18 protein-coding genes and 1 riboswitch are annotated in these 21,688 nt (G+C 72.6%); of the genes, 8 read left to right on the forward strand and 10 right to left on the reverse strand.

All coding sequences use genetic code 11. The features are described from left to right. The first annotated feature begins 178 nt into the window (after positions 1-178). The 6 genes from BJ993_RS02925 to BJ993_RS02950 all read left to right on the forward strand — a co-directional run bounded on the left by BJ993_RS02925 (position 179) and on the right by BJ993_RS02950 (position 7,529). On the forward strand, positions 179-2,098 hold the full coding sequence (locus BJ993_RS02925) for a hypothetical protein (protein WP_179647666.1): 1,920 nt from the start codon (positions 179-181) through the stop codon (positions 2,096-2,098). A 93-nt stretch (positions 2,099-2,191) separates the two neighbouring features. Then, positions 2,192-4,105 carry a hypothetical protein gene (locus BJ993_RS02930; RefSeq protein WP_179647667.1) on the forward strand — a complete coding sequence of 638 codons (1,914 nt, stop codon included), beginning with the start codon at positions 2,192-2,194 and terminating at the stop codon, positions 4,103-4,105. A gap of 88 nt (positions 4,106-4,193) precedes the next feature. Then, the gene (locus BJ993_RS02935; protein ID WP_179647668.1) at positions 4,194-5,084 is read left to right on the forward strand and encodes an EamA family transporter; all 891 of its coding nucleotides are present in this window, start codon (positions 4,194-4,196) and stop codon (positions 5,082-5,084) included. Between the two features lie 63 nt (positions 5,085-5,147). Then, entirely contained in the window at positions 5,148-5,357 is a 210-nt protein-coding gene (locus BJ993_RS02940) for a hypothetical protein (protein ID WP_036541439.1), read from the forward strand. Positions 5,358-5,412: 55 nt separating this feature from the next. Continuing rightward, positions 5,413-6,366, forward strand: coding sequence for an alpha/beta fold hydrolase (locus BJ993_RS02945; protein WP_036541436.1), 954 nt, complete (start codon positions 5,413-5,415; stop codon positions 6,364-6,366). After that, a complete protein-coding gene (locus BJ993_RS02950; RefSeq protein WP_308645456.1) occupies positions 6,363-7,529 on the forward strand; it encodes a PQQ-dependent sugar dehydrogenase in 1,167 nt (388 codons plus the stop codon). Before BJ993_RS02945 ends, BJ993_RS02950 begins: the two co-directional genes overlap by 4 nt. A gap of 34 nt (positions 7,530-7,563) precedes the next feature. Here the strand turns inward: BJ993_RS02950 and BJ993_RS02955 are convergent, their stop codons facing one another. The 7 genes from BJ993_RS02955 to BJ993_RS02985 all read right to left on the reverse strand — a co-directional run bounded on the left by BJ993_RS02955 (position 7,564) and on the right by BJ993_RS02985 (position 16,176). Then, positions 7,564-8,490 (reverse strand): hypothetical protein, encoded by a 927-nt coding sequence (locus BJ993_RS02955; protein ID WP_179647669.1) that lies wholly within the window; start codon positions 8,488-8,490, stop codon positions 7,564-7,566. 65 nt (positions 8,491-8,555) lie between these two features. Continuing rightward, positions 8,556-9,395, reverse strand: a complete 840-nt coding sequence (locus tag BJ993_RS02960) for an ECF transporter S component (protein WP_308645457.1) — start codon at positions 9,393-9,395, stop codon at positions 8,556-8,558. Next, positions 9,392-11,029 (reverse strand): ABC transporter ATP-binding protein, encoded by a 1,638-nt coding sequence (locus tag BJ993_RS02965; RefSeq protein WP_179647670.1) that lies wholly within the window; start codon positions 11,027-11,029, stop codon positions 9,392-9,394. The genes BJ993_RS02960 and BJ993_RS02965 overlap by 4 nt, the downstream gene beginning before the upstream one ends. Then, positions 11,026-12,123, reverse strand: coding sequence for a CbiQ family ECF transporter T component (locus tag BJ993_RS02970; protein ID WP_051931574.1), 1,098 nt, complete (start codon positions 12,121-12,123; stop codon positions 11,026-11,028). The genes BJ993_RS02965 and BJ993_RS02970 overlap by 4 nt, the downstream gene beginning before the upstream one ends. A gap of 19 nt (positions 12,124-12,142) precedes the next feature. After that, positions 12,143-12,982, reverse strand: a complete 840-nt coding sequence (locus BJ993_RS02975; RefSeq protein WP_179647671.1) for an ICP22 family protein — start codon at positions 12,980-12,982, stop codon at positions 12,143-12,145. Positions 12,983-13,021: 39 nt separating this feature from the next. Further along, the gene (locus BJ993_RS02980) at positions 13,022-14,596 is read right to left on the reverse strand and encodes a prenyltransferase/squalene oxidase repeat-containing protein (protein WP_179647672.1); all 1,575 of its coding nucleotides are present in this window, start codon (positions 14,594-14,596) and stop codon (positions 13,022-13,024) included. A 73-nt stretch (positions 14,597-14,669) separates the two neighbouring features. Continuing rightward, positions 14,670-14,795: riboswitch (cobalamin riboswitch) on the reverse strand. An 88-nt stretch (positions 14,796-14,883) separates the two neighbouring features. After that, complete coding sequence (locus tag BJ993_RS02985; protein WP_179647673.1) at positions 14,884-16,176, reverse strand: HNH endonuclease signature motif containing protein; 1,293 nt, start codon at positions 16,174-16,176, stop codon at positions 14,884-14,886. Positions 16,177-16,622: 446 nt separating this feature from the next. On the opposite strand from BJ993_RS02985, the gene BJ993_RS02990 reads away from it, so the two are divergent. Both BJ993_RS02990 and BJ993_RS02995 read left to right on the forward strand, forming a co-directional pair. Beyond that, positions 16,623-17,207: an SH3 domain-containing protein gene (locus BJ993_RS02990; RefSeq protein WP_179647674.1), complete on the forward strand. Its 585-nt coding sequence runs from the start codon at positions 16,623-16,625 to the stop codon at positions 17,205-17,207. Between the two features lie 37 nt (positions 17,208-17,244). Further along, entirely contained in the window at positions 17,245-18,366 is a 1,122-nt protein-coding gene (locus BJ993_RS02995; protein WP_179647675.1) for a hypothetical protein, read from the forward strand. On the opposite strand, the gene gatB is transcribed toward BJ993_RS02995, so the two are convergent. From gatB to gatC, 3 genes are read right to left on the reverse strand one after another with little or no spacing between them, the layout of a single operon-like run. Further along, positions 18,344-19,837 carry an Asp-tRNA(Asn)/Glu-tRNA(Gln) amidotransferase subunit GatB gene (gene gatB / locus BJ993_RS03000; protein ID WP_179647676.1) on the reverse strand — a complete coding sequence of 498 codons (1,494 nt, stop codon included), beginning with the start codon at positions 19,835-19,837 and terminating at the stop codon, positions 18,344-18,346. The genes BJ993_RS02995 and gatB overlap by 23 nt on opposite strands. After that, on the reverse strand, positions 19,834-21,360 hold the full coding sequence (gene gatA, locus BJ993_RS03005; protein ID WP_036541420.1) for an Asp-tRNA(Asn)/Glu-tRNA(Gln) amidotransferase subunit GatA: 1,527 nt from the start codon (positions 21,358-21,360) through the stop codon (positions 19,834-19,836). The genes gatB and gatA overlap by 4 nt, the downstream gene beginning before the upstream one ends. Beyond that, a complete protein-coding gene (gatC, locus tag BJ993_RS03010; RefSeq protein WP_036541416.1) occupies positions 21,357-21,656 on the reverse strand; it encodes an Asp-tRNA(Asn)/Glu-tRNA(Gln) amidotransferase subunit GatC in 300 nt (99 codons plus the stop codon). The genes gatA and gatC overlap by 4 nt, the downstream gene beginning before the upstream one ends. Positions 21,657-21,688: the final 32 nt, after the last annotated feature.

Here is a 21,688-nt window from a genome sequence, read left to right on the forward strand (position 1 = left end):
CGTGTTGTCTCCGTGCTGCCCTCCCTTGCTTCCGTGGCGGCTCCGGATGCCCGCGCACCCCGCCCCGGACGAACGTTGGCGACACCAGCCGGATCCCCCACCGGAAAACCTGCAAGGTCCACCGGCCCCGGCGCTCCCACTCCCAGGAGCAGGTCCCCCCAACGAAAGGCAGATCCCCATGCGCAGCAAGGTTCTCGGACTCGCCGCCGCAGCCATCACGGCCGGCGCCCTCACTTTCGTCCCCTCCGTCCCGGCAGGGGCCGTGGGGGGCATCGACGGCGGCAACATCAGCGGCTCGGGCGACGTCCCCAACTCGGTCGACGTCGCCGCCTTCGGCTCCGGCGACGCAGTCGCCGCGTGGGCCCGCCCGGTCCCCGGCGGCACGAAGGTGTACGCCGCCATCGCCACCAACGGCGTGTGGGGCGCGCCCAAGGCCGTCACCGCGGCGGCGGTCACCGACGCACACGACGTGCACGCCGTCGCCAACGACGCCGGCGACCTCGCGGTCGTGTGGAACCAGACCACGGGCGGGGAGCACAAGGTGCGCGGATCGCGCTACCTCCCCAACGGCACCTGGGACGGCTCGACCCTGCTCAGCCCGGCCGTCGACATCGAGACCGTCACCGGTATCGGTGCTGGGATCGACGGCGCCGGGCGTGTGCATGTCGCCTACCAGTCCGAGGACGCGGACATCGAGACGGCCCGCGCGACGTTCTGGATGAAGGACGCCGCTCCCCAGTTCACCGACTTCGGCGCGAACAGCTTCAAGCCCTCGATCGACGTCAACCCCGCGGGTGCGGCCCTGCTGTCGTACTTCAAGTTCACCAACGGCGGCTCGATCTTCGTCACCCGCCGCAATGCGTCGCTCGGCTGGCTGGGCCCGAAGGCGGTCGCCTGGCCTGACAAGACCACCGACGAGAGCGTCGTCGGGCTCGCCGACGACGGTCGCGGCGCCGTGCTGATCGGCGGCCTGGAGGACGCCAAGGCCCGCGCCGTGGTCTCGAAGGTCGGTACGAGCGGCAGTCTCGGCGCGGTCAACGTGCTGTCCAGCGGCAACACGGCCATCCACCGGGACCTCGCGGTCAGCCCGAACGGCACCCTGCAGGCGTCCTGGTCGACGTACGAGAACTCGTCGTACGTGATCCGCCAGGCGGTGGCGAAGCCCGACGAGGGCTTCGGGACCAGTGGCCTCGCCGACCCTTCCACCGTGACCTACCAGCCCCACGTCGGCCTGATCGGCGACCGCCGCAACCAGGTCGTCGTACACGACGACGCGGACGCCCTCACCCTGCGCCACCGCACCAACCCGATCCTGCCGTTCAGCACCTACGCCGCAGGCACCCAGGACAGCGGAGCGTTCGCGGCCGACATGGACCGCGACGGGAACGCCGTCGTCGTAGGCGTCCGGGAGAACGGGCTCTCCTCGTTCGTCAATGCCGACTGGCTCGATGTCACGGGCCCGCGGGCCGACGTGACCGCTCCGGGCCCCCAGGTGACGTCCAAGGCCTTCGACGTGACCTGGTCGGCGACGGACTCCCTCGCGGGTCTCAAGTCGAGCGACGTCATCTCCAGCTCGGCCGCGTGGAACAGCGGGACGTTCAGCGACCCGGAGGTCGTCGGCTCCAACCTGGTCTCCGGCCCGCTCCACGTCAGCGGCGGCCTCGGCCGGACCTACTGCTACGAGGTCCAGTCCGAGGACCTGGTCGAGAACATCGGCCAGCGGTCGGCCCGCCGGTGCACGTCGGTCCCGCTCGACGACACCGCCCTGCTCGGCTCCGGCTGGAGCCGCGCGGCGAAGTCCGGCCAGTTCAACGGCACCTGGACCACCACCTCCACCAAGGGCCGCACCCTGACCCGCGCCGGCATCAAGGCCAAGCGCCTCGCCCTCGTCGCCAACCGGGTCCCCAACGGCGGCCTCGTCGAGGTCCGCTGGAACGGCACCCTGCTCAAGAAGGTCAGCCTCAAGGGCAGCGCCGCGACCAAGAAGGCCTACCCGATCGTCACCTGGGCGGGCCTGCACACCGGGACGCTGACGATCAAGGTCATCAGCGCCAGCGGCCGCCCCGTCCGCATCGACGGCCTCGTCGTCGCGAAGTAGTCGAGGACGCGGCCGGAGAAAGTGCAAGGTCCTCCGGCCGCGTCGCTCCTACCCGCACGAGCACCCGTTCCCTCCTCCACGAAAGGCACGACCATGCGCACGCAGCTCCTCGGACTGGCCGCCGCGGCCCTCACCGCCGGCACCCTCGCCCTCCCGACCTCCCCCGCCCAGGCCATCGGCGGGCTCGACAGCGGCACCATCAGCGCGACCGGCACCCTCCCCACCGCCGTCGCCGTGGCCGGTACGACGCCCGGGGACGCCATAGCGGCATGGGTCCGCCCGGCTCCCGGCGGCTTCCGCATCCAGGCCTCACAGGGCACCGACGGCGCCTTCGCCCTGCCCGTCAACGTGACGCCTGCCGCGGTCACGTCGGCCACGGACCTCCAGCTCGTGGCCAACGACGAGGGTGACGTCGCCGCGCTGTGGATCCAGACCATCGACGGCGACGAGGTCGTCCGCGGCGCCCGCTACGTCGGCGGCGGCCAGTGGGACGGCGCCACCACCCTCAGCACCGTCGGCGTGACCGACGTCGACGGGTTCGACGCGGGGATCGACGGTGCCGGCAACGTGCTGGTGCTCTCGGCGATCGAGGACGGTCCGAGCGACGAGGTCCACCTCGCCGTCTGGCCGCACGGGCAGGACGCCGCCGCCGTGAGCCCGTTCGCCAACCAGGCGACCGACGCCACCCTGGCGGTCAACGAGGCCGGGCGCGCCGTCCTGGCGTGGTCGAGCGCCGGTGTGGTCAACAAGGTGCGGGTCACCACCCGCGGCGCCAACGGCGCGTTCACCCCGATCGACGAGGTGCCCTTCCCGAACAACACGATGAACCTCGAGGCCGGGATCGCGGACGACGGCCGGGCGACGGTCGCCTTCCTGGGCATCGACAACGGGGCGTTCCGGCTGGCGGCGAGCGACATCGACCTGGACGGCGGGGCCGGCTTCGCACACATGATCTCGCCGGCCGGCCTCCAGGCCGAGCCCTACTCCTTCGAGGTCGCCCGAGACGGCCGCGCCACCGCCAGCTGGGTGAGCACGGTCGACGGCGCCGAAGCCCTGCGGATGGCCAGCCGCGCGCCGGGCGGGTCCTTCGGCGGCTACAGCACCGTCCAGACCGGGCTGTCCGCGAAGGTGCCCTCCCTCGCCTTCGCCCGCAGCAACGGCGCGCAGGTCGTCGTCCACGCGTCCGGGTCGCAGCTGACCCTCCGCCACCGGTCGAACCCCGCCTTCACCTTCGCCACGTACGCCGCCGGCCCCGCCGACGGCCCGTTCGCGGCCGACGCGGACAGCCAGGGCAATGTCGTGGCCGTCAGCGTCGTCGACAACGGCGGGTCGTCGTACGTCCAGGGCGACTGGCTGGACACCACCGCACCCACGGCCGCGGTCACCGCTCCCGGCGCGCAGGTCGTCGCGAAGGCCTTCGACGTGACCTGGTCGGCCACGGACTCCCTCTCGGGCGTCAAGACGACCGACGTCATCTCCAGCTCGGCCGCCTGGAACAGCGCGACCTTCAGCGACCCGAAGGTCGTCGGCGACAACCTCGCCACCGGCCCCTTCCACCAGAGCGCCGGCTTCGGCCGCACCTACTGCTACGAGGTCCAGTCGATCGACAAGGCCAACAACCTGGGCCAGCGGTCCGCCAGGAAGTGCACCGCCGTCCCGCTCGACGACACCGCCCTGCTCGGCTCCGGCTGGAGTCGCGCGGCGAAGTCCGGCCAGTTCAACGGCACCTGGACCACCACCTCCACCAAGGGCCGCACCCTGACCCGCGCCGGCATCAAGGCCAAGCGCCTCGCCCTCGTCGCCAACCGGGTCCCCAACGGCGGCCTCGTCGAGGTCCGCTGGAACGGCACCCTGCTCAAGAAGGTCAGCCTCAAGGGCAGCGCCGCGACCAAGAAGGCCTACCCGATCGTCACCTGGGCGGGCCTGCACACCGGGACGCTGACGATCAAGGTCATCAGCGCCTCCGGCCGCCCGGTCCGCATCGACGGCCTCGTCGTCGCGAAGTAGCCGGTCGGCACCCGCGAGCCGCCGGTCCCTTGTGGGGAGGGATCGGCGGTTCGTCGCGTCCGGGGCAGACGTCCTATGTTCGTCCATCGTGACCGCACGCACCGAGCACCACCGGCCCGCGCTGCCGGCCGCGGTCGGCCTCGTGCTGGTGGGCATCGCCTCGGTCCAGCTCGGCGCGGGCTTCGCGAAGCTCCTCTTCGACGACATCGAGCCCAACGGCGTCGTGTGGCTCCGGCTCGCGACCAGCGCCGTCGTCCTGCTGCTGTGGGCGCGTCCCCGACTGTCCGGACGGAGCCGGGTCGACTGGCTCGTCGCAGCCCGGTACGGCGTCTGCCTGGGCACCATGAACTGGGCGATCTACCAGTCGTTCTCGCGGATCCCGATCGGTGTCGCGGTCACGATCGAGTTCATCGGTCCGCTCGTCCTCGCGGCCATCGGCTTCCGCCGTCCCCGCGACCTCGGCTGGGTGGCGCTCGCCGCGCTCGGCGTGGTTCTGCTCGGCTTCGAGCGGGGCCACCTGGACGCCGCCGGTGTCGGCTACGCGCTGCTGGCCGGCGTGGCGTGGGCCGGCTACATCCTCTCCAGCGCCGCCACCGGCGAGCGGTGGCCGGGCATCGACGGACTCGCCGTCGCCGCCCTCGTCGCCGTCCTGCTGCTGTCGCCGCTGCTGCTGACCGTCGACGGCGGCGACCTCGTCGACGGCCGGATCCTGGCGATCGGCGCCGCGGTCGGCCTGCTGTCCTCGGTCGTCCCCTACAGCGCGGAGCTGGTGGCGCTGCGCACCCTGCCCGCGGCGACCTTCGGCGTCCTGATGAGCCTCGAGCCCGCGGCCGCCGCCCTCGCCGGGCTGGCGGTGGTCGGGGAGGACCTCGCCGCGATCCAGTGGGCCGCCATCGGCTGTGTCGTGGTGGCGAGCGTCGGCGCCACGCGGGCGACCCGCCCGGACCGCGCGATTCACCCAGATGTCACCTCGGAGTGACCCGCGCTGCACGTGCGCATCCCTAGGCTGGAGCCTCCCCAACCTCGTCCGGAGGCCACCGCCATGACCCTCCTCAACCTCGCCCAGGCCTGGACCCGGTCCTGGGCCCAGCAGTCCCAGCAGCACGCCCGGCGCAACGCCATGATCGCCCTGACCGAGTGCACCCAGCGACGTGCGGAGCGCGAGGAGGTGGAGCGCTACCTCGCCGAGCGCGGAGCCGCGCGGGCCGCCCGACCCGCGCCGCGCGAGGTCACCGTCTCGCTGCACGCCTGACCGGTCGTCGTACACCTCCCTCGCGGGAGGGGCGGCGTCGGGCACAATCGCGGTCATGGCGACCCCTGCTCCCCGGCCCGAACAGGCCGTCCGGTCGGCTTCCCTGGCCTTCCGCGACATCCTGTCCGACGACGGCACGCACGTCCGGGCCTGGACGAACGACCCCGACGGGGTCATCGACGGCCCGACGGTGGTGCTCTGCAACGGCCTCGGCACCAACCCGTACCTCTGGCCGTGGCTGCTCGACCCCGCGTGCGGGGTCCGGATCGTGTCGTGGAACCACCGGGGCGTCGGCGGCTCGGAGCGCCCCCGGGACCGCAAGCACGTGGAGATCGAGCACTTCGTGCAGGACGGCCTGTCCGTCATGGACCACTTCGGGATCGACCACGCGGTGCTGATGGGCTGGTCGATGGGCGTCAACACCGCCTTCGAGCTCGCCTACCGCCACCCGGAGCGGGTCCGCGGCATCTTCGCGATGTGCGGCGTCCCGGGCGACACCTTCGCGACCATGCTCGCGCCCTTCCACCTGCCCCGCTTCGCGGCCCGCGCGATCACGGTCAACGCCTGCCGGGTCGCGCAGTTCTCCGGCTTCGTCGCCAACCCGGTCGTCCGCCGCATCCCGATGGGCCCCCGCACGGTCCGGCTGCTCGGGCGCACCGGCTTCATGTTCCCGGTCGCCGACCCCGAGGCCGCCGCGCTGGGCCTGCAGGAGTTCCTGACCACGCCCGTCGACTGGTACGCCCGGCTCGCGATCGGCACCTCCCGTCACGCGCGGGTGCGGCTGAGCCGGATCGACGTCCCGACGATGTTCGTCTCCGCGACGTACGACGTCCTGGCGGGCGCCCGCGACATGGCCAGCGCCTCGCGGCGGCTCGCGGACCGCGGCATCGACACCGAGTACGTCGAGCTCAGGGGCTCCCACTTCGTCCAGCTCGAGCAGCCCGAGCGGGTCCACCAGCTGCTGCTCGACTTCCTCGCGGGCGTCGAGGGCAGCGAGGGCCGGGCGTGACCCGCCACGCCCTGGCCGGCTCCCTCGCGGCGCTGGCACTGCTCGCGACCGCCTGCGGGCAGGGCGGCAACGAGGTGGACATCGACGTCTCCGGCACGGCCACGGCGGCGCCGACCGGCACCGTGCAGGACGGCAAGATCACCTTCGAGGTCGACGGCGTCCCCGACGTCGTCGCGACGATCGCGTCCGGCCTGGCCGTCCCGTGGGGCATCGACTTCCTTCCCGACGGCCGCGCCGTCGTGACCGAGCGCGACTCCGCGCGCGTGCTCGTCGTGACGGCGCCCGAGGTCGCCGGGGGCAAGCCCACGAAGGAGGAGGGCGAGGTCGTCACCGCCGGCGAGATCGCCGAGGCCGACCCGGGCGGCGAGGCCGGCCTGCTCGGCGTGGCCGTCTCCCCCACCTTCGAGAGCGACAGCCTCCTGTACTTCTACGTCTGCACCGCCACCGACAACCGGGTGGTGCGGGCGCAGCTCACCAGCAAGGGCCTCGGCGCGACCGAGGCCGTGCTGACCGGCATGCCCACCGGCTCCAACCACGACGGCGGCCGCCTCGCGTTCGGACCGGACGGCTACCTCTACGTCTCCACCGGCGAGACCGGCGACCGCAAGCTGGCGCAGAGCAAGAAGTCGCTCGCCGGCAAGATCCTGCGGATCACCACCGACGGCAGCCCCGCGCCGGACAACCCGTTCGGTACCGCCGTCTGGTCGTGGGGCCACCGCAACGTCGAGGGCCTCGCCTTCGACACCGACGGCTCGCTGTGGGCCTCGGAGTTCGGCGACAAGCGCGCCGACGAGCTCAACCGGATCCTGCCCGGAGAGAACTACGGATGGCCCGTGGTCGAGGGCACGGGCGGGCCGAAGAGGTTCACCCAGCCGCAGCTGACCTGGCGCACCGACGAGGCGTCCCCCTCAGGGCTCACCTACGCCGGGGGCTACCTCTGGATGGCCGCCCTCCGCGGTGAGCGGCTCTACCGGATCAAGGTCGCCGCCGGCCAGGTCAGCGACCCGGCGGCGTACTTCGAGGGCACCGCGGCCGGCGAGTACGGCCGCCTCCGCACCGTCGCCCGCGCCCCCGACGGCCGCCTGTGGCTGACGACCAGCAACAAGGACGGCCGCGGGACGCCCGGCGCGGACGACGACCGGATCCTGCTCATCGAGCCGTAGACCCGGTCGTCGCCGCAGCGGAGCAGTCAGGCGGTCAGGCTGCCTTGTTGGCGTGCATCACGCCGGGCTGTCCGAACGACCCACCCGCGTCCTTCGAGAATCCCGTCAGCTGGGCGTAGGCGCAGCCCGCCGGGATGTTCTTCACGGTGACGGTCAGGTTCTTCTTTCCCAGCTTCGCGAGTGGAGGGGACTGGTAGGTCCCGGCGAGTGCTGCGGCCGTCACGTCGAGGCTGCCGTCCTTCACTGTCACGGTCCCGCACCCGTAGGGGCCGTCGATGCGGAAGCCGATGGTGGCGGGCGTGCTCGACGTGGAGTTCTGCAGGATCGCCGTGAAGGTCGCGACCTGGGTGCCGGAGATCGTCGGGGCGGTGGCGATCTGGTAGCCCCGACCGGGACCGCCGACCGCGGCTTGGCTGCCCTGCTTGATGAACAGGTCGTGCGACGTGGCTCCGGTCAGGAAGGCCGGCTCCTCGGCGATGAGGTAGAAGGAGTCCAGGTAGGTGCCGTCGGTCGCGTAGAGGTTGACCGTCGAGTAGTGCTCGTACGCCGCCGTTCCGCCGGGGACGGCGATCTTGATGGTCAGCGTCTGGTTGCCACCCGCCGGGATCGCCTTCGTGTAGTAGCCGTCCGGGCTGCTGGCCAGCGGCTTCAGGAGCAGTGACCCGTCGTACAGGTGTGCCTGAGCGCCGGTCCAGTCGTTGATCTGGATGCGGAACTGGGCGAGCGTGCTGCCCGTGTTGCGCACCTGGAACGTGTAGGTGAGCGTCACGCCCTCCTTCCCGACCTGGCTCACGAGGTAGCCGTCGGTGTAGGCGGAGCCGCCGGGTCCCTTGACGACGAGGTTGCCGTCGTGGCTGGCGGCCGAGGCGGACGGTACGACGGCGAGGGAGGCGGCCAGCACGGCGACCGCCCCCAGGACGAGGACGACCAGCGTCCTCCGGATCTTCTTCAGGACAGGCATGGTGGAACCCCCGGGGAGCTCGGGTTGCGGGTCACCCCCATGACGACCCGCTGACGCTCGCGACGCTAGTGCCGCGGGCCCTCCCCGACATGGCCCGAAGTGACCACTTCGCCCCGTGTGATCCGTGCCTTGCGCGCGGCCCGGCGCAGGGTGGTCAGCACCGCGGGGCCGAGCAGCGCGATGGCGAGCGCGTTCATGATCGCCCGCCCGGTGTCCCAGCCGCCGGTCGACGTCAGCAGCGTGTAGACGAGGAAGTGGTGCAGGTTCTCGAGGACGGGTGCGCCGGGCACGTAGGACAGCTCCGTGGAGTCCTGGCCGGGCACCTGCACGCCGGCGATGAACGGCCAGCCCTGCAGGTTCATCAACAACCCGTAGAGGTACGCCGACACCACGCCGTAGGCGACGAGCATCGCGATCTCCGCGCGGCCGGTGACGCGGCGCGGCAGCAGGCCGGCGCCCATGCCGACCCAGGCCGCGACGAGCATCTGGAAGGGCAGCCACGGCCCGACGCCCGCGGTCATCAGGGCGGAGGCGAAGAGCGACGTGCAGCCCAGCACGAAGCCGAAGCCGGCGCCGAACACCCGGCCCCCGAGGATCAGCAGGAAGAAGACGAGCTCCAGGCCCGCCGTACCGGCGCTGACGACGCGGAGCACGGCGTTGACCGCGGACAGGACCCCGAGCAGGGCGAGCACGCGCGCGTCCATGCCGCCCTCGCTGACCTCCGCCGCGACGACGGCGAGGATCAGCGGCAGCAGCGCGAGGAAGAGGAACGGCGGGTCGACCCGCTCGGCGCTCGGGTCGACGTCGAGGAGCAGCGGCCACGCGAGCATCAGCAGCCCGATCACCGACGTGAGGGCGAGGACCAGCCGGGAGCGGCCGGCGAGCGGGACGGCGACGCCGTTCACGGCGCCTCCTGCCCGGTGGCGGGCTGCAGGGCGGCGGCGACCTCGGCGACGGTGAGCCAGCCGTGCCCGAGCACCTTCGCCACCTGGGGCGCGAAGGCGGGCGACTCGGCGACGGTCTCCGCGACCGGGCCGTGGGAGACCACCTCCCCGTCGGCGAGGACGACGAGCTCGTCGGCGACCTGCGCCACGAACTCCACGTCGTGGGTCGCCACCAGCACCGCCCGCTGCGCGCTCGGCTCGGCGGCGAGCTCGCGCACCACCTCGGCGAGGGCGTGCTTGGCCGGGTAGTCGAGGCCGCGGGTCGGCTCGTCGAGGAGCAGCACCGGCGGCCGCGCGGTGAGCACGATCGCCACGGCCAGCGCCAGCCGCTGGCCCTCCGACAGGTCGCGCGGGTGCTGCGCAGCATCGATGCCGGGCGCGAGGCGCTCGAGCAGACCGGCACAGGTGCCGGCCGCGGCGTGGGCCGAGGAGTCCGCGGCGGCGCACTCCTCGGCGACGGTCTCCAGGTAGAGCAGGTCGGCGGGGCTCTGCGGCACCAGTCCGGTCGTCGCGCGGCGCTGCTCCGCCCTGAGCTGCGCCGGGTCGGCGCCGGCCACCCGCACCGTGCCGCTCGCCGCCGCGTGGCGCCCCTGCAGGGTCCAGAGCAGCGTGGACTTGCCGGCGCCGTTGCGGCCCATGAGCGCGGTCACCACACCGGGCCGCAGGCTCAGGTCCACCTCGCGCAGCACGGGCGTGCGGCCGTGGCTCACCACGAGACGTCGTACGTCGACCACGGGCTCGGTCGCGGCCGGCACGGGCCGGACCGGTGCGGCCGGCAGCCGCTCCAGCAGCGCCGGCGCCCTGCGCCGCGCGTCGCGGACCGCGAGCGGCAACGGGTCCCAGCCGGCCAGGCGGCCGAGCTCGACCAGCGGCGGTGCCGTCGGTGCGTCGCGCAGGACCTCGGCGGGCGCGCCGATCCGGACACTGCCCGGCCGGTCGGCGTCGGCGCCGAGCACGCAGAGCCGGTCGGCGAAGGGCACCACGCGCTCGAGCCGGTGCTCGGCCAGCAGGACCGACACGTCGAGGTCGTGGACCAGCCGGGTCAGCGTGGCCAGGACGTCCTCGGCGGCCGTCGGGTCCAACGCCGACGTGGGCTCGTCGAGCACGAGCAGCCGCGGGTGGGTCGTGAGCACGGAGCCGATCGCGACCCGCTGCTGCTGGCCGCCCGACAGCGTGCGCAGGTCACGGTGACGCAGGTCGGCGATGCCCAGCAGGTCGAGGGTCTCCTCCACCCGGCGGCGCATGGTCGCGGGCGCGAGGCCCAGCTGCTCCATGCCGAAGGCCAGCTCCTCCTCGACCGTGTCGGTGACGAACCACGCCGGCGGGTTCTGCCCGACGAAGCCGATCGTGTGGGCGCGCTCGCGCGACGGAAGGTCGATCACGCTGGTGCCGTCGAGCAGCACGTCGCCGGTCAGCGTCCCCCCGGTGAAGGCCGGCACGAGGCCGGCCACCACCCCGAGCAGGGAGGACTTGCCGACCCCGGTGGGACCGGCGAGCACGACCAGCTCGCCGGACTCGATCGTCAGGTCGACCCCGTCGAGCACGGGGTGCGCCCGGTCGTCGTACACGAGGCGGAGGTCGCGCAGCTCCATCATGCGGCCACGACCTCCCGGCTGCGAGCCGTCAGCGGCGGCGGCGCGGTCCACACCGGCACCACCGCGACCAGCACCGCGGCGAGGGCGGGCAGGGTGACGACGGGGACGGCGAGGACCCCCGGGTGGGCGACCGCGACGTCCCACTCGGCGAGCGCCCACAGGCCGGCGCCGGTCGCGACGCCGGACAGGGCGACGACGACCTCGGCCGCGCGCCAGCGGTCGGGGCGGTAGCGGGTCCGCTCCACGCGTCGGCCGGCCGAGACGAAGCCCGCGAGCGCCAGGGCGGTGCCGAGGGCCAGCATCGGCAGCGCGAGCAGCCGCGGTGCCGTCGAGTCGAGCATCGCGTAGACGCCCACCACGACGCCGAGCAGCCCGGCGACCATCAGGGTGCCGGTGGTCCGGCGCTGGCCGGGCGTCGCCGCGCCGCTGCGACCGTAGCCGCGCGCGTCCATGCCGGCCGCCAGGGCGAGCGAGCGCTCGAAGGCGTCCTCCAGGACGGGGACGAGCAGGCGTCGTACACCCCGGACCCGGCGGAACCGTCCCTCCGGGCCACCGCGCAGCTGCTGGGCCGCCCGCACCCGAGCGGCGCTGTCCGCGAGCTGCGGCAGCACGTTGATCGCCACCGTCATCGCGGTCCCGATCTCGTAGAGCGCCGGCGGCAGCGATTTCATCAGCCGCTTCGGGTTGGCCAGCGCGTTGGCGGCGCCGACGGCGATCAGCAGGGTCGCCAGGCGCATGCCCTCGTACGTCGACGCGAGCAGCTCCTCGCGGGTGAACGGCCCGAGCAGGTCGATGCCCGCCGCGACGTCGGGCAGCGGGACGCTCGGCAGCGTGAACAGCACGTGGCCCGGCGCGTTGCCGCCGAGCAGGATGCGGAAGAGCACCCGCACGACCACCACGACCACCCCGAGCCAGACGTACAACCGGAACGACCGCGCCCACGGCTGGTCCGAGCGGCAGGTGAGCACGGTGAGCGTGATCGCGCCGAGCAGGAGCCCGAGCAGGAACGGGTTCGTCGTGAACGACGTCCCCACCGCCAGCCCGAGGGCCCAGACCCACCAGGCGACGGGGTGCAGGTCCCGCGCGATCCTCATCTGCTCGCCCGCCGGTGGCTCAGCCGAGCCGGCGCCGGATGAGGGGTACGGCGCCCGCCGCACCGAGCACGCCGACGCCCAGGCCGACCAGGGCCCAGGTGGGGAACGGACCCGACTCGTCGTCGGTGTGCGCGACGTCGTCGGTCTCCGGGCCCGCCGTGATGTCCTCGGCGCCCGGCACGGCGCTGCTGGACGCGTCGGTCGGACTCGCCGTCGCCGTCCCGCTCGACTTGCCGGTCGGGCTCGCGCCGGCCGAGGGGGTCCCTGACGGGGTGGCGCTGGTGCTCGGGTCGGTCGGGGTGTCCTCGTCGCCACCCTTGTCGCCAGCCTTGTCGCCCTTGTCGCCCTTGCCGCCGGTGCTGCCGCCGGTGCTGCCGGAGTCCTTGGTCGGGCTGGTGGTCGGCGTGGACGTGCGGGGATCAGGTCGTACACCCGGCGGGGTGCCCTGCGTGCCAGAGCCCTCGTGCCATGAGAAGGCGACATACCCGCCCGCCGGGGCGTCAAGCGAGTCGACCCCGAGGGTCGAGTACTTCCACGGCCCACCCTGGCCGTCGGCCCACCACAGGCTCCAGTAGGCGTCGGCTCCCGTGCAGTCGCGATCGGCAGGCTTCTCGTTGACGGTGCAGACATAGCCCTGCATGCCCGGCGCCGGGCTGTACGCCAACCGGAAGCCCGCCTGCTGGAACGCCTCCGCTGCCGTGCTGGCGCTCGCTGCGCATCCCTTACGGAGGTCGTCACTCCCGCCGACGAGCTCGTTGAAGTCAACGAACACGACGGTGCCCGCCGTGCCGCCGCAGCCCGCAGCTGCCCTCGCCTCCGCGGACGCGCCGAACAGCCCGGTCGCGGCGACGAGCGCCACGGCCGGGCCGATCCCAATAACGAGTCGGCGGAGGAGCACTCAACTCACCCGGAAGGACTTGGTACCCACGCGGTTGGCGAAGGCGCCCTGGACCCGGACCGACTTCAGGCCCGTCGTCCGACCGAGGGGGAAGGCGTAACCGTAGGTTCCGGTCGACGTGGCCTTGCCGGTCTTGATCACCTTGCCGCCGTAGATGACCTTTACTGGCTCGTTGGCGGCGAGACCGGTGACCCGGACCGTCTGCGTCCCACCGCGAGGCACGACCGTGCGGGTCACCGTCGGGCTGAGCGTCTTGGCGGCGAGGGCCTTCACCGTGGTGGTCGCGGACGTCCCGTCGGCGACCGTCAGGGTGATCGTCTTGGTGCCGGTCGCTCCGGTCGGCACCTTGGCGCTGATCGAAGCCGTGCCGGCGAGGCCGGCCGAGCCCGGGACAGTGCCGGCGCACACCCAGGAACCGGGAGTCAGGCCCGTTGCCTTGACGGTGGCGCGGCCGCCGGTCTGGACGTACGTCGTCGGACCAGTGAGGGTCGGGGTGCTGGCGGACGTCGGCGCCCACGTGAGGGCCGGGAGGGCCTGGGCCGACCCGAGTCGCCACTGGTACTGCTTATCGATGGGGATACCAGCCGTCCGCCCGCCCGCCAGCGCGGCGTCGTCGTAGGCGATCGCACCAACCTGGGTCGCGAGCTGGTCCGTGCATCCCGTCACCGTCTGCACCTGGTGGCGGCGCAGCCAGATCGCGGCGTTGGTCGCAGCGTCGACGTCACCTAGCTCGCCGAGCGCCCATCCGGCAAGGCCGGTGCTGTTGGTGTTGGAAGAAGCGGTCGAGGCACCGCCGTTGAACGAGCCGTCCGTCTTCTGGCGCGACAGAAGCCATGCCTCCGCCTTGCCGACAGCACGTGCGACCCGCGGAGTGGCGTTCGCGACGTCCTCGCCGAAGACGATGAGGAAGAAGGACGTGACATCGGGGTCGGCCGCATCATTGCCCGGGCAGCTTCCCTCTTCCTGCCCGATGTCGAGTGCGAACCCACCGCCCTCGCACTGGTGAGCCAGCAGCCAATCGGTTGCCTTCTCTGCCTCGGGGCTGCTGGCCGTAGCGAGCGTCTTGGCGGCGAAGGTCTGGGAGATCGTGTTGGCGTAGTTGCCAAAGGTCGATGTGTCATTGGCCGCGCCGGTCGTGTCGTCGACCTGCGTCTCGAGGCGCGTGATCAGGTTGACGCCGCCGAAGCTCGTCGCATCGCCGCCGGTGGTCTGCGCGAAGTAGGCGCTCTTGGCGACCGGTCCGGCATAGGTGCTTCCCGTGTCACCGAAGGCATCACCCGTGATGTAGCCCTCGATCTCGCCGGCGACCGCATCCCTGATGGCGGCGACGTCCGCGTCGTGGTCGCCGACGACCGCCAGGGCAAGCGCGATGTCAATGCTCGTGCTGTAGTCCTGACTGTCGTACTGATCGTTGTGCACGATGCCGCTGGTCAGCTGGCTGATCAGCCACGTAGCGCCGTCGCCGACCGGGGCCGCCGTGGCTGCGTGCGCCTGCGGGGCGATGAGGAATGACGACGCGGCCAGGACGCTGACGGCGAATGCGCCGCCGACGCGACTTCCGGTGCTCGCGAGCATGCTGTTTCCTTCCCGCTGCACGCAGGCGGGAGGCGGTCGAGCCGACATCCCGCTGCTCTCCACGACAGCGATTCGTGTCAGGACGTGCGCAGCAGGTGCTCCGGCTCGCCACCCCGAGGCGGCCTACGGTTGCGGGTCAGCGCCGGACTTCGACCGGCTTCCCCCACCACGGACGTGGACTGTGAACTATCGACCGCAGGATACCTCTCTGCGACCGATCGGCCGCCTCGACGAACCTCCGGACATGCCGCTGGCCCCGCCGGAGGGCGGGGTGTGGGGCTTGGTGGTCAGTAGCCGTCGAGTGGTGTTGTGCCGGCGGGGCCGACGTGGAAGTGGTGGCCGTGGGGGCTGGTCCACAGGTAGTGGCCCGGCGCGATGACGAGGTAGCGCCATTGGCTGTGGGTCTTGGCGCGGTGGTGCCTGCGGCAGAGTGGGACGAGGTTGCACGGGCAGGTCTTGCCGCCCCCGCCGTGGGGCTTGGCGTGGTCGAGGTCGCAGCGGACCGCCTGTTGGGGACAGTTCGGGAACCGGCAGGTGTGGTCGCGGAGCCGGACTCGTCGCTGGTGGCGGTCGGGGATCTCGTAGGAGTCGACCGGAACGCAGTCGGCCAGGTTGATGACCGGTCGCACGATGACGGTCGTGCCCGGGACCTGCAGCCACTCCTTGACCTGGGTGACGTGGACGGGTGACCTGGTCTCCTCACACCGCCCGACGTTGTTGTCGCCGGTGAAGGCGGTGTCGGTGATGTGGACGTTCAGCTCCACCCGCCGGCCGGGAGCTTGGGCGATGACCTCGCCAGTCGTCTCGTCGGCGATCAGCAGGTCGAGGGCGAGGTCACGGCGGGCGATCGCACCCACGGCCTTCGCCCGCCGGACGTCGAGGGAGTCGGTGTCGCCGAGCTGGCCTCGCAGTGCTGCTTCGCGGGCGACGGCTTGGTTGAAGTCGTGGCCGTCGGCCGCATCGAGGTAGGCGTCGAGGTGCACGCCGCCGTGCTCATCGGTGTCGGTGATGTTGCAGTGACGGTGCTCGTTCGCGGCCTGGCGTTCGGCCTCGGCGCGTTCGGGGTCGAACCGGAGGATCGCCTCGGTCACGAGGCGTTCGAGCTGGGCCCAGCCGACGCCGCCGACGGCGGCGTTGAGGTGCCGGTCCACGAACTCCGCTGCTTCTGCCGGCAGCGACCTCGTCAGGTCAGCGATGCGCTGGGCCCGCCACGGCGCAACCCGGCCGTCCACCACCGCGGCGTACAAGAGGGGGAGGCGCCAGGCGCACTCGATCACCTGACCCACATACGACCGCCCACCATCCGGCGACCTGCCAAGCACCGCGATCAGCTCCATCAGCTGGAACTCCGACACGAGCGGGGCACCCGGGCCGGCGATCGGGACACCCGTGTCGAGGTAGCCCTCCGTCAGGGTCGCGGCGCCCTCGGGACTGTCGACGATGTTGGCCTCGGCCCACGACGTGATGGCCTGCCACTCGCGGACGATGAGGGCGTCGCGGAGGTCGACACCGTCACGGATCTCGGACAGCAGCGACGCTGTCGAGACAGCTGTCGCGGTGCCGCTGATTCCGAGATCCATGACTGGATTCTCCCATCGACCTCCGACACAACGAAGCGACGGAAACCCGCCTGTGGACAGGGGAAAGTCCCTCGACGGGGTGTGCAGAACAAGTGGCGCAACGAGCGAACACGAGGCCGCCGGACCGCACCCGACCGCGCAACCGAGCCCCGCGCCCAGCCTCCTCGTCGCTGCGCTTGAAGACCCGACCACAGGCATACCGCAGGGCACAGCAGGTGCACCGGAGCAAGAGGTTTCGAGGCTCGGCGCTGGCGCGCCTCGCACCTCAACCAGCGGAGGGGGCACAGCGGGTGCACCGGAGCCAGGGGTCTCGAGACGGTCGCTGCGCGACCTCCTCGACCACCGAGGTCGCTGCGCGACCTCCTCGACCACCGGAGGCGTCTCGCAACTTTCCGGGCGGAGCCGGCGTCTCCTCCAGCAGCACTCCTTCTCGGAAAGGTCGAACCATGAAGCGCCTCACCCTCACCCGCTCCACACTCGCCGGGCTGCTCGTCGCAGCCGGCACCGCCCTCGGCTTGGCCGCACCGGCCGGGCCGGCGCTGGCCGACGTCACCACGCACGCCGCGGCGCCGACGTACACGGGCGTCGTGACCTCGGCGACCGGGCTCACCCAGCGCGTGGCGCCCAGCACGCACGTCCCGCGCTCGGGCACCGCCATCCGGCGAGGCGCCGTGCTGGTCCTCGACTGCCAGCTCAACGGGACCGTCGTCGACCGGAACCAGCGCTGGTACAAGATCCACGGGCGCAACGCCTGGGTGTCGGCGCGCTACGTGCGCAATGTCGGTGCCGCGCCGCTCGGTTGCACGGCCGGTGACTGGGCCTACGAGGTCAAGGTGGGCACGAACATCCGCCAGGGGCCGAGCACGCTGGACCGCGCGATCGGCTCGCTGGCGCGCGGCACGGAGCTGAACACGCGCTGGATCACCCGCACCGGGCAGGCCGTCGACGGCAACCGCACGTGGGTGGCCGTCGCCACGGCGAGCGGCAACCGGGGCTGGATCTCGGTGACCAACCTGCGCCTCGTCGGCTGACCGGGAACCCGTGGGCGCGGCGGCGCGTCGGACCACCATGCGACGACACGCCGCCGCGGCTCTCGGGACCCTGCTGCTCGCCGCCCTCACCGGCTGCGCCGACGACGGAGCCCCCGCCCCCACCGGTACGACGGCAACGCCGGCCACCATCGCGAGCCACGCCCCCGACGTCCTCGTCTCCGTCAGCTCCACCGGCGGCGAGGGCTCCCCCGCCCCGGGAGTCCCCGACGTCGAGGTCCGCGCGGACGGCACGGTCTTCCTCCGCACGGACGACGGCCTCGGCGTCGCCACCGCCACCCTGTCCGGGGACGGCCTGGCCCAGGTGCGCGAGGCCTTCGCGCCGGTGTCGATGCGGCAGGCCGACTACGCGGAGAGCGACTGGACGGACCAGCCGACGACGTCGGTCCTCTCGACGCTCGGCGAGCGTCCGGCGTCGATCAGCGTCTACGGCTTCGGGCACGACGACGAGGTCGACGACCCGGACTGGGACCGCCTCGCCGCGGCGCTGGAGACCCTGGACGACCTGGCCGCGGCCGCGACTCCCGCCGCCTACCGCCCGTCCACCGTCACCGTCGTCCTCTCCCCCGTCACCGAACCGGGCCGGGCATGGCCGCTCACCCCACTGGCCCGGCTCGCGCAGGGCTGGACCGCGACCGGGCAGCCGTGCGTCCTCGCCCGGGGCCGCGACGTCGCCACCCTGCAGGAGATCGCCACGCACGAGGGGCGCGAGGGCCTGGTCTGGGCGGGCCTGGCGGTCGACGTCCGGCCGGTCCTGCGTGACGCCCCCTCCGGCTGCGCGGCGGCGCCAGCCGACGGGATCGGCATCGGCTGGTTCCACCGGGTGCGCCTGGCCCCGGCTCCGCACCGGCCGACGCCCGTCGAGGCGTGGCGGGCCGCCGAGGCCATCGAGGTCGCGGCCAGCGCTGCGACCGGCCAGGAGCCGCCTGAGGGGCAGCTGTCGTCGTACGACACCGTCTGGAGCGCCGGCGGCGCCGGCCGGCACCGCTGGATCGAGGTCCGCGCGACCTACCCGGCGCAGTTCCGCGACGACCGGCCCGACGTCCCCACCACGTGGCGGGTCCGGGTGGACGCCGCCACGGGCGAGGTGCGCGCCCTCGAGGTCGAGGGCGCGGACGTCAGGACAGCTTCTCGAGGATGAGCTCGCGCACGCGGGCGGCGTCGGCCTGCCCGCGGGTCGCCTTCATGACCGCGCCGATGACCGCGCCCGCGGCGGCGTGGTTGCCGCCCCGGATCTTGTCGGCGATGTCGGGCTGCGCGGCGAGGGCCTCGTCGATGGCGGCCAGCAGCGGGCCGTCGTCCGAGACCAGCGCCAGGCCGCGCTTCTCGATGACCTCGGCGGCGGTGCCCTCACCGGCGATCAGGCCGTCGAAGACCTGGCGCGCCAGCTTGTCGTTGATGGTCTTCGCGTCGACCAGTGCCTGCACCTCGGCGACCTGCTTCGGCGTGACGCCGACCTCGGACAGCTCGACACCGGCATCGTTGGCGCGGCGCAGCAGGTCGGCGACCCACCATTTGCGGGCCGACTGCGGGGCGGTGCCCTCGGCGACGGTCGCCTCGATCAGCGGCAGCGCGCCGGAGGCCCAGACGTCACGCATCTCCAGGTCCGAGAAGCCGTACTCCTCCTGCAGGCGCGCCCGCTTCTGGGTGGGGTTCTCGGGCAGCGTGGCCCGCAGCTCCTCCACCCACTCGCGCGACGGCGCCACCGGCACCAGGTCGGGCTCGGGGAAGTAGCGGTAGTCCTCGGCGTCGGACTTCTCGCGGCCCGACGAGGTGGACCCGTCGTCCTCGTGGAAGTGCCGGGTCTCCTGGAGTACCTTGCCGCCCGCGTCGAGGATGCCCGCGTGGCGCGACATCTCGTAGCGGACCGCACGCTCGACCGAGCGCAGCGAGTTGACGTTCTTGGTCTCCGAGCGGGTCCCGAGCGTCGTGGAGCCCTTGGGCGCCAGCGAGAGGTTCACGTCGGCGCGGATCGAGCCCTGGTCCATCCGGGCGTCCGAGACGCCGAGGGCCACGATCAGGTCCCGCAGCTGGGCCACATAGGCCCGGGCCACGGCCGGCGCCTTCTCGGCGGGCACGAGGATCGGGCGGGTCACGATCTCGATGAGGGGGATGCCGGCCCGGTTGTAGTCGACCAGCGAGTAGTCGGCGCCGTGGATCCGGCCGGTGGCGCCACCGACGTGGGTGGACTTGCCGGTGTCCTCCTCCATGTGGGCACGCTCGATCTCGACCCGGAAGGTCTCACCGTCCACGTCCACGTCCAGCCAGCCGTCGAAGGCGATCGGCTCGTCGTACTGCGACGTCTGGAAGTTCTTCGGCATGTCCGGGTAGAAGTAGTTCTTCCGGGCGAAGCGGCACCACTCGGCGATCGAGCAGTTCAGCGCCAGGCCGATCCGGATGGCGCCCTCGACGGCCTTGCCGTTGACGACGGGCATCGCGCCGGGCAGGCCCAGGCAGGTCGGGCAGACCTGGGTGTTCGGGTCGGCGCCGAACTCCGTCGGGCAGCCGCAGAACATCTTCGTGTTCGTGTTGAGCTCGACGTGGACCTCGAGGCCCAGGGCCGGGTCGTACTTCGCGACGACCTCGTCGAACGGGACCAGCGTGTCGCTCATCGTCCACCCTCCAGGGTCGGAGCCTTCGCAAGGATCGGACCGCCCCAGCGGGACGTCAGCGCCGCCTCGACGGCCGCGCCGACCCGGTAGAGCCGGTCGTCGGCGAGCGCCGGGGCGAGCACCTGGAAGCCGACCGGGAGGCCGTCCTCCTCGGCGAGGCCGGCGGGCACCGAGATGCCGGGGACGCCGGCGAGGTTGGCCGGGATGGTGGCGAGGTCCTGCAGGTACATCGCCAGCGGGTCGTCGAGCTTCTCCCCCAGCGGGAACGCCGTGGTCGGGGAGGTCGGCGACACGAGGACGTCGACCGACTCGAACGCCGCGGCGAAGTCGCGCGAGATCAGCGTGCGCACCTTCTGCGCCGTCCCGTAGTAGGCGTCGTAGTAGCCGCTCGAGAGGGCGTAGGTGCCGATCATGATGCGGCGCTTGACCTCGTCGCCGAAGCCGGCGTCGCGGGTCGCCTTCATGACCGCCTCGGCGCTCGGGTCGCCATCCGGTACGACGCGCAGGCCGTAGCGCATGGCGTCGAACTTGGCGAGGTTGGAGGAGCACTCGGCCGGCAGGATGAGGTAGTAGGTCGCCATCGCGTGCACGAAGGTCGGGCAGGACACCTCGGTGACCTCGGCGCCGAGCTCCTTCAGCAGGTCGACCGTCTCGGCGAATCGCTGCATGACGCCGGGCTGCCAGCCGTCGCCGGCGAGCTCCTTGATCACGCCGACGCGCAGGCCGGAGAGGTCGCCGGTCGCACCCTGGCGCGCCGCCTCGACGTAGGCGCCGACGGGGACGTCGACCGACGTCGAGTCGAGCGGGTCGTGCCCACCGATCAGCTCGTGCAGCAGCGCGGAGTCGAGGACGGTCCGGGTGACCGGGCCGACCTGGTCGAGGCTGTTGGCGAGCGCGACCAGGCCGTATCGCGACACCCCGCCGTAGGTCGGCTTCACGCCGACGGTGCCGGTGACGGCGCCCGGCTGGCGGATCGAGCCGCCGGTGTCGGTGCCGAGGGCCAGCGGGGCCTCGAAGGCCGCCACGGCCGCGGCCGAGCCGCCGCCGGAGCCGCCCGGGATGCGGGTCTGGTCCCACGGGTTGCGGGTCGGGCCGTACGCCGAGTGCTCGGTCGAGGAGCCCATGGCGAACTCGTCCATGTTGGTCTTGCCGAGGATCGGCAGGCCTGCGGCCTTGATCTTGCGGACCACGGTGGCGTCGTACGGCGGCACCCAGCCCTCGAGGATCTTCGAGCCGCACGTCGTGGGCAGGCCCTGCGTGGTCAGCACGTCCTTGACGGCGATCGGGACGCCGTCGAGCAGGTGACGGGTCTCGCCGGCGGCGCGGCGGGCGTCGGACTCGGCGGCCTGCACGAGGGCGCCCTCGGCGTCGACGTGGAGGAAGGCGTGCACGCCGGCCTCGGCGTCGCCGTCGACCGCGGCGATCCGGTCGAGGTGGACCTGGGTCAGCTCGACGGACGTGGTCTCGCCGGCGGCCAGGGCGTCGGCCAGCTCGGCGGCGGTCTTGCGGATCAGCTCGCTCACTGCTCGTCCCCCAGGATCCGCGGCACCCGGAAGCGCTGCTCCTCGGCCTCGGGCGCGCCGGAGAGCGCCTGCTCGGCGGTCAGGCCCGGCACCACCACGTCCTCACGGAAGACGTTGGTGAGCGGGACCGGGTGCGAGGTCGGCGGCACGTCGTCGCCAGCCACACCACTGATGGACGCGACCGCCTCGAGGATCACGTTGAGCTGGGGGGCCAGGTGGTCCAGCTCGGCGTCGTCGAGGTCGATCCGGGCGAGGTCGGCCAGGTGGGCCACCTCGTCGCGGGACAGTTGGGACATGCCCGCGATTCTAGGGCGGAGAGCAGTCCCTA

This window comes from Nocardioides aromaticivorans, assembly GCF_013408525.1.
Classification (GTDB): Bacteria; Actinomycetota; Actinomycetes; order Propionibacteriales; family Nocardioidaceae; genus Nocardioides; species Nocardioides aromaticivorans.

Coding starts and splice junctions, on each gene's coding strand:
- BJ993_RS02925 (WP_179647666.1), top strand. CDS start 179: ATGCGCAGCAAGGTTCTCGGACTCGCCGCCGCAGCCATCACGGCCGGC.
- BJ993_RS02930 (WP_179647667.1), top strand. CDS start 2,192: ATGCGCACGCAGCTCCTCGGACTGGCCGCCGCGGCCCTCACCGCCGGC.
- BJ993_RS02940 (WP_036541439.1), top strand. CDS start 5,148: ATGACCCTCCTCAACCTCGCCCAGGCCTGGACCCGGTCCTGGGCCCAG.
- BJ993_RS02945 (WP_036541436.1), top strand. CDS start 5,413: ATGGCGACCCCTGCTCCCCGGCCCGAACAGGCCGTCCGGTCGGCTTCC.
- BJ993_RS02955 (WP_179647669.1), bottom strand. CDS start 8,490: ATGCCTGTCCTGAAGAAGATCCGGAGGACGCTGGTCGTCCTCGTCCTG.
- BJ993_RS02965 (WP_179647670.1), bottom strand. CDS start 11,029: ATGATGGAGCTGCGCGACCTCCGCCTCGTGTACGACGACCGGGCGCAC.
- BJ993_RS02970 (WP_051931574.1), bottom strand. CDS start 12,123: ATGAGGATCGCGCGGGACCTGCACCCCGTCGCCTGGTGGGTCTGGGCC.
- BJ993_RS02980 (WP_179647672.1), bottom strand. CDS start 14,596: ATGCTCGCGAGCACCGGAAGTCGCGTCGGCGGCGCATTCGCCGTCAGC.
- BJ993_RS02985 (WP_179647673.1), bottom strand. CDS start 16,176: ATGGATCTCGGAATCAGCGGCACCGCGACAGCTGTCTCGACAGCGTCG.
- BJ993_RS02990 (WP_179647674.1), top strand. CDS start 16,623: ATGAAGCGCCTCACCCTCACCCGCTCCACACTCGCCGGGCTGCTCGTC.
- BJ993_RS02995 (WP_179647675.1), top strand. CDS start 17,245: ATGCGACGACACGCCGCCGCGGCTCTCGGGACCCTGCTGCTCGCCGCC.
- gatB (WP_179647676.1), bottom strand. CDS start 19,837: ATGAGCGACACGCTGGTCCCGTTCGACGAGGTCGTCGCGAAGTACGAC.
- gatC (WP_036541416.1), bottom strand. CDS start 21,656: ATGTCCCAACTGTCCCGCGACGAGGTGGCCCACCTGGCCGACCTCGCC.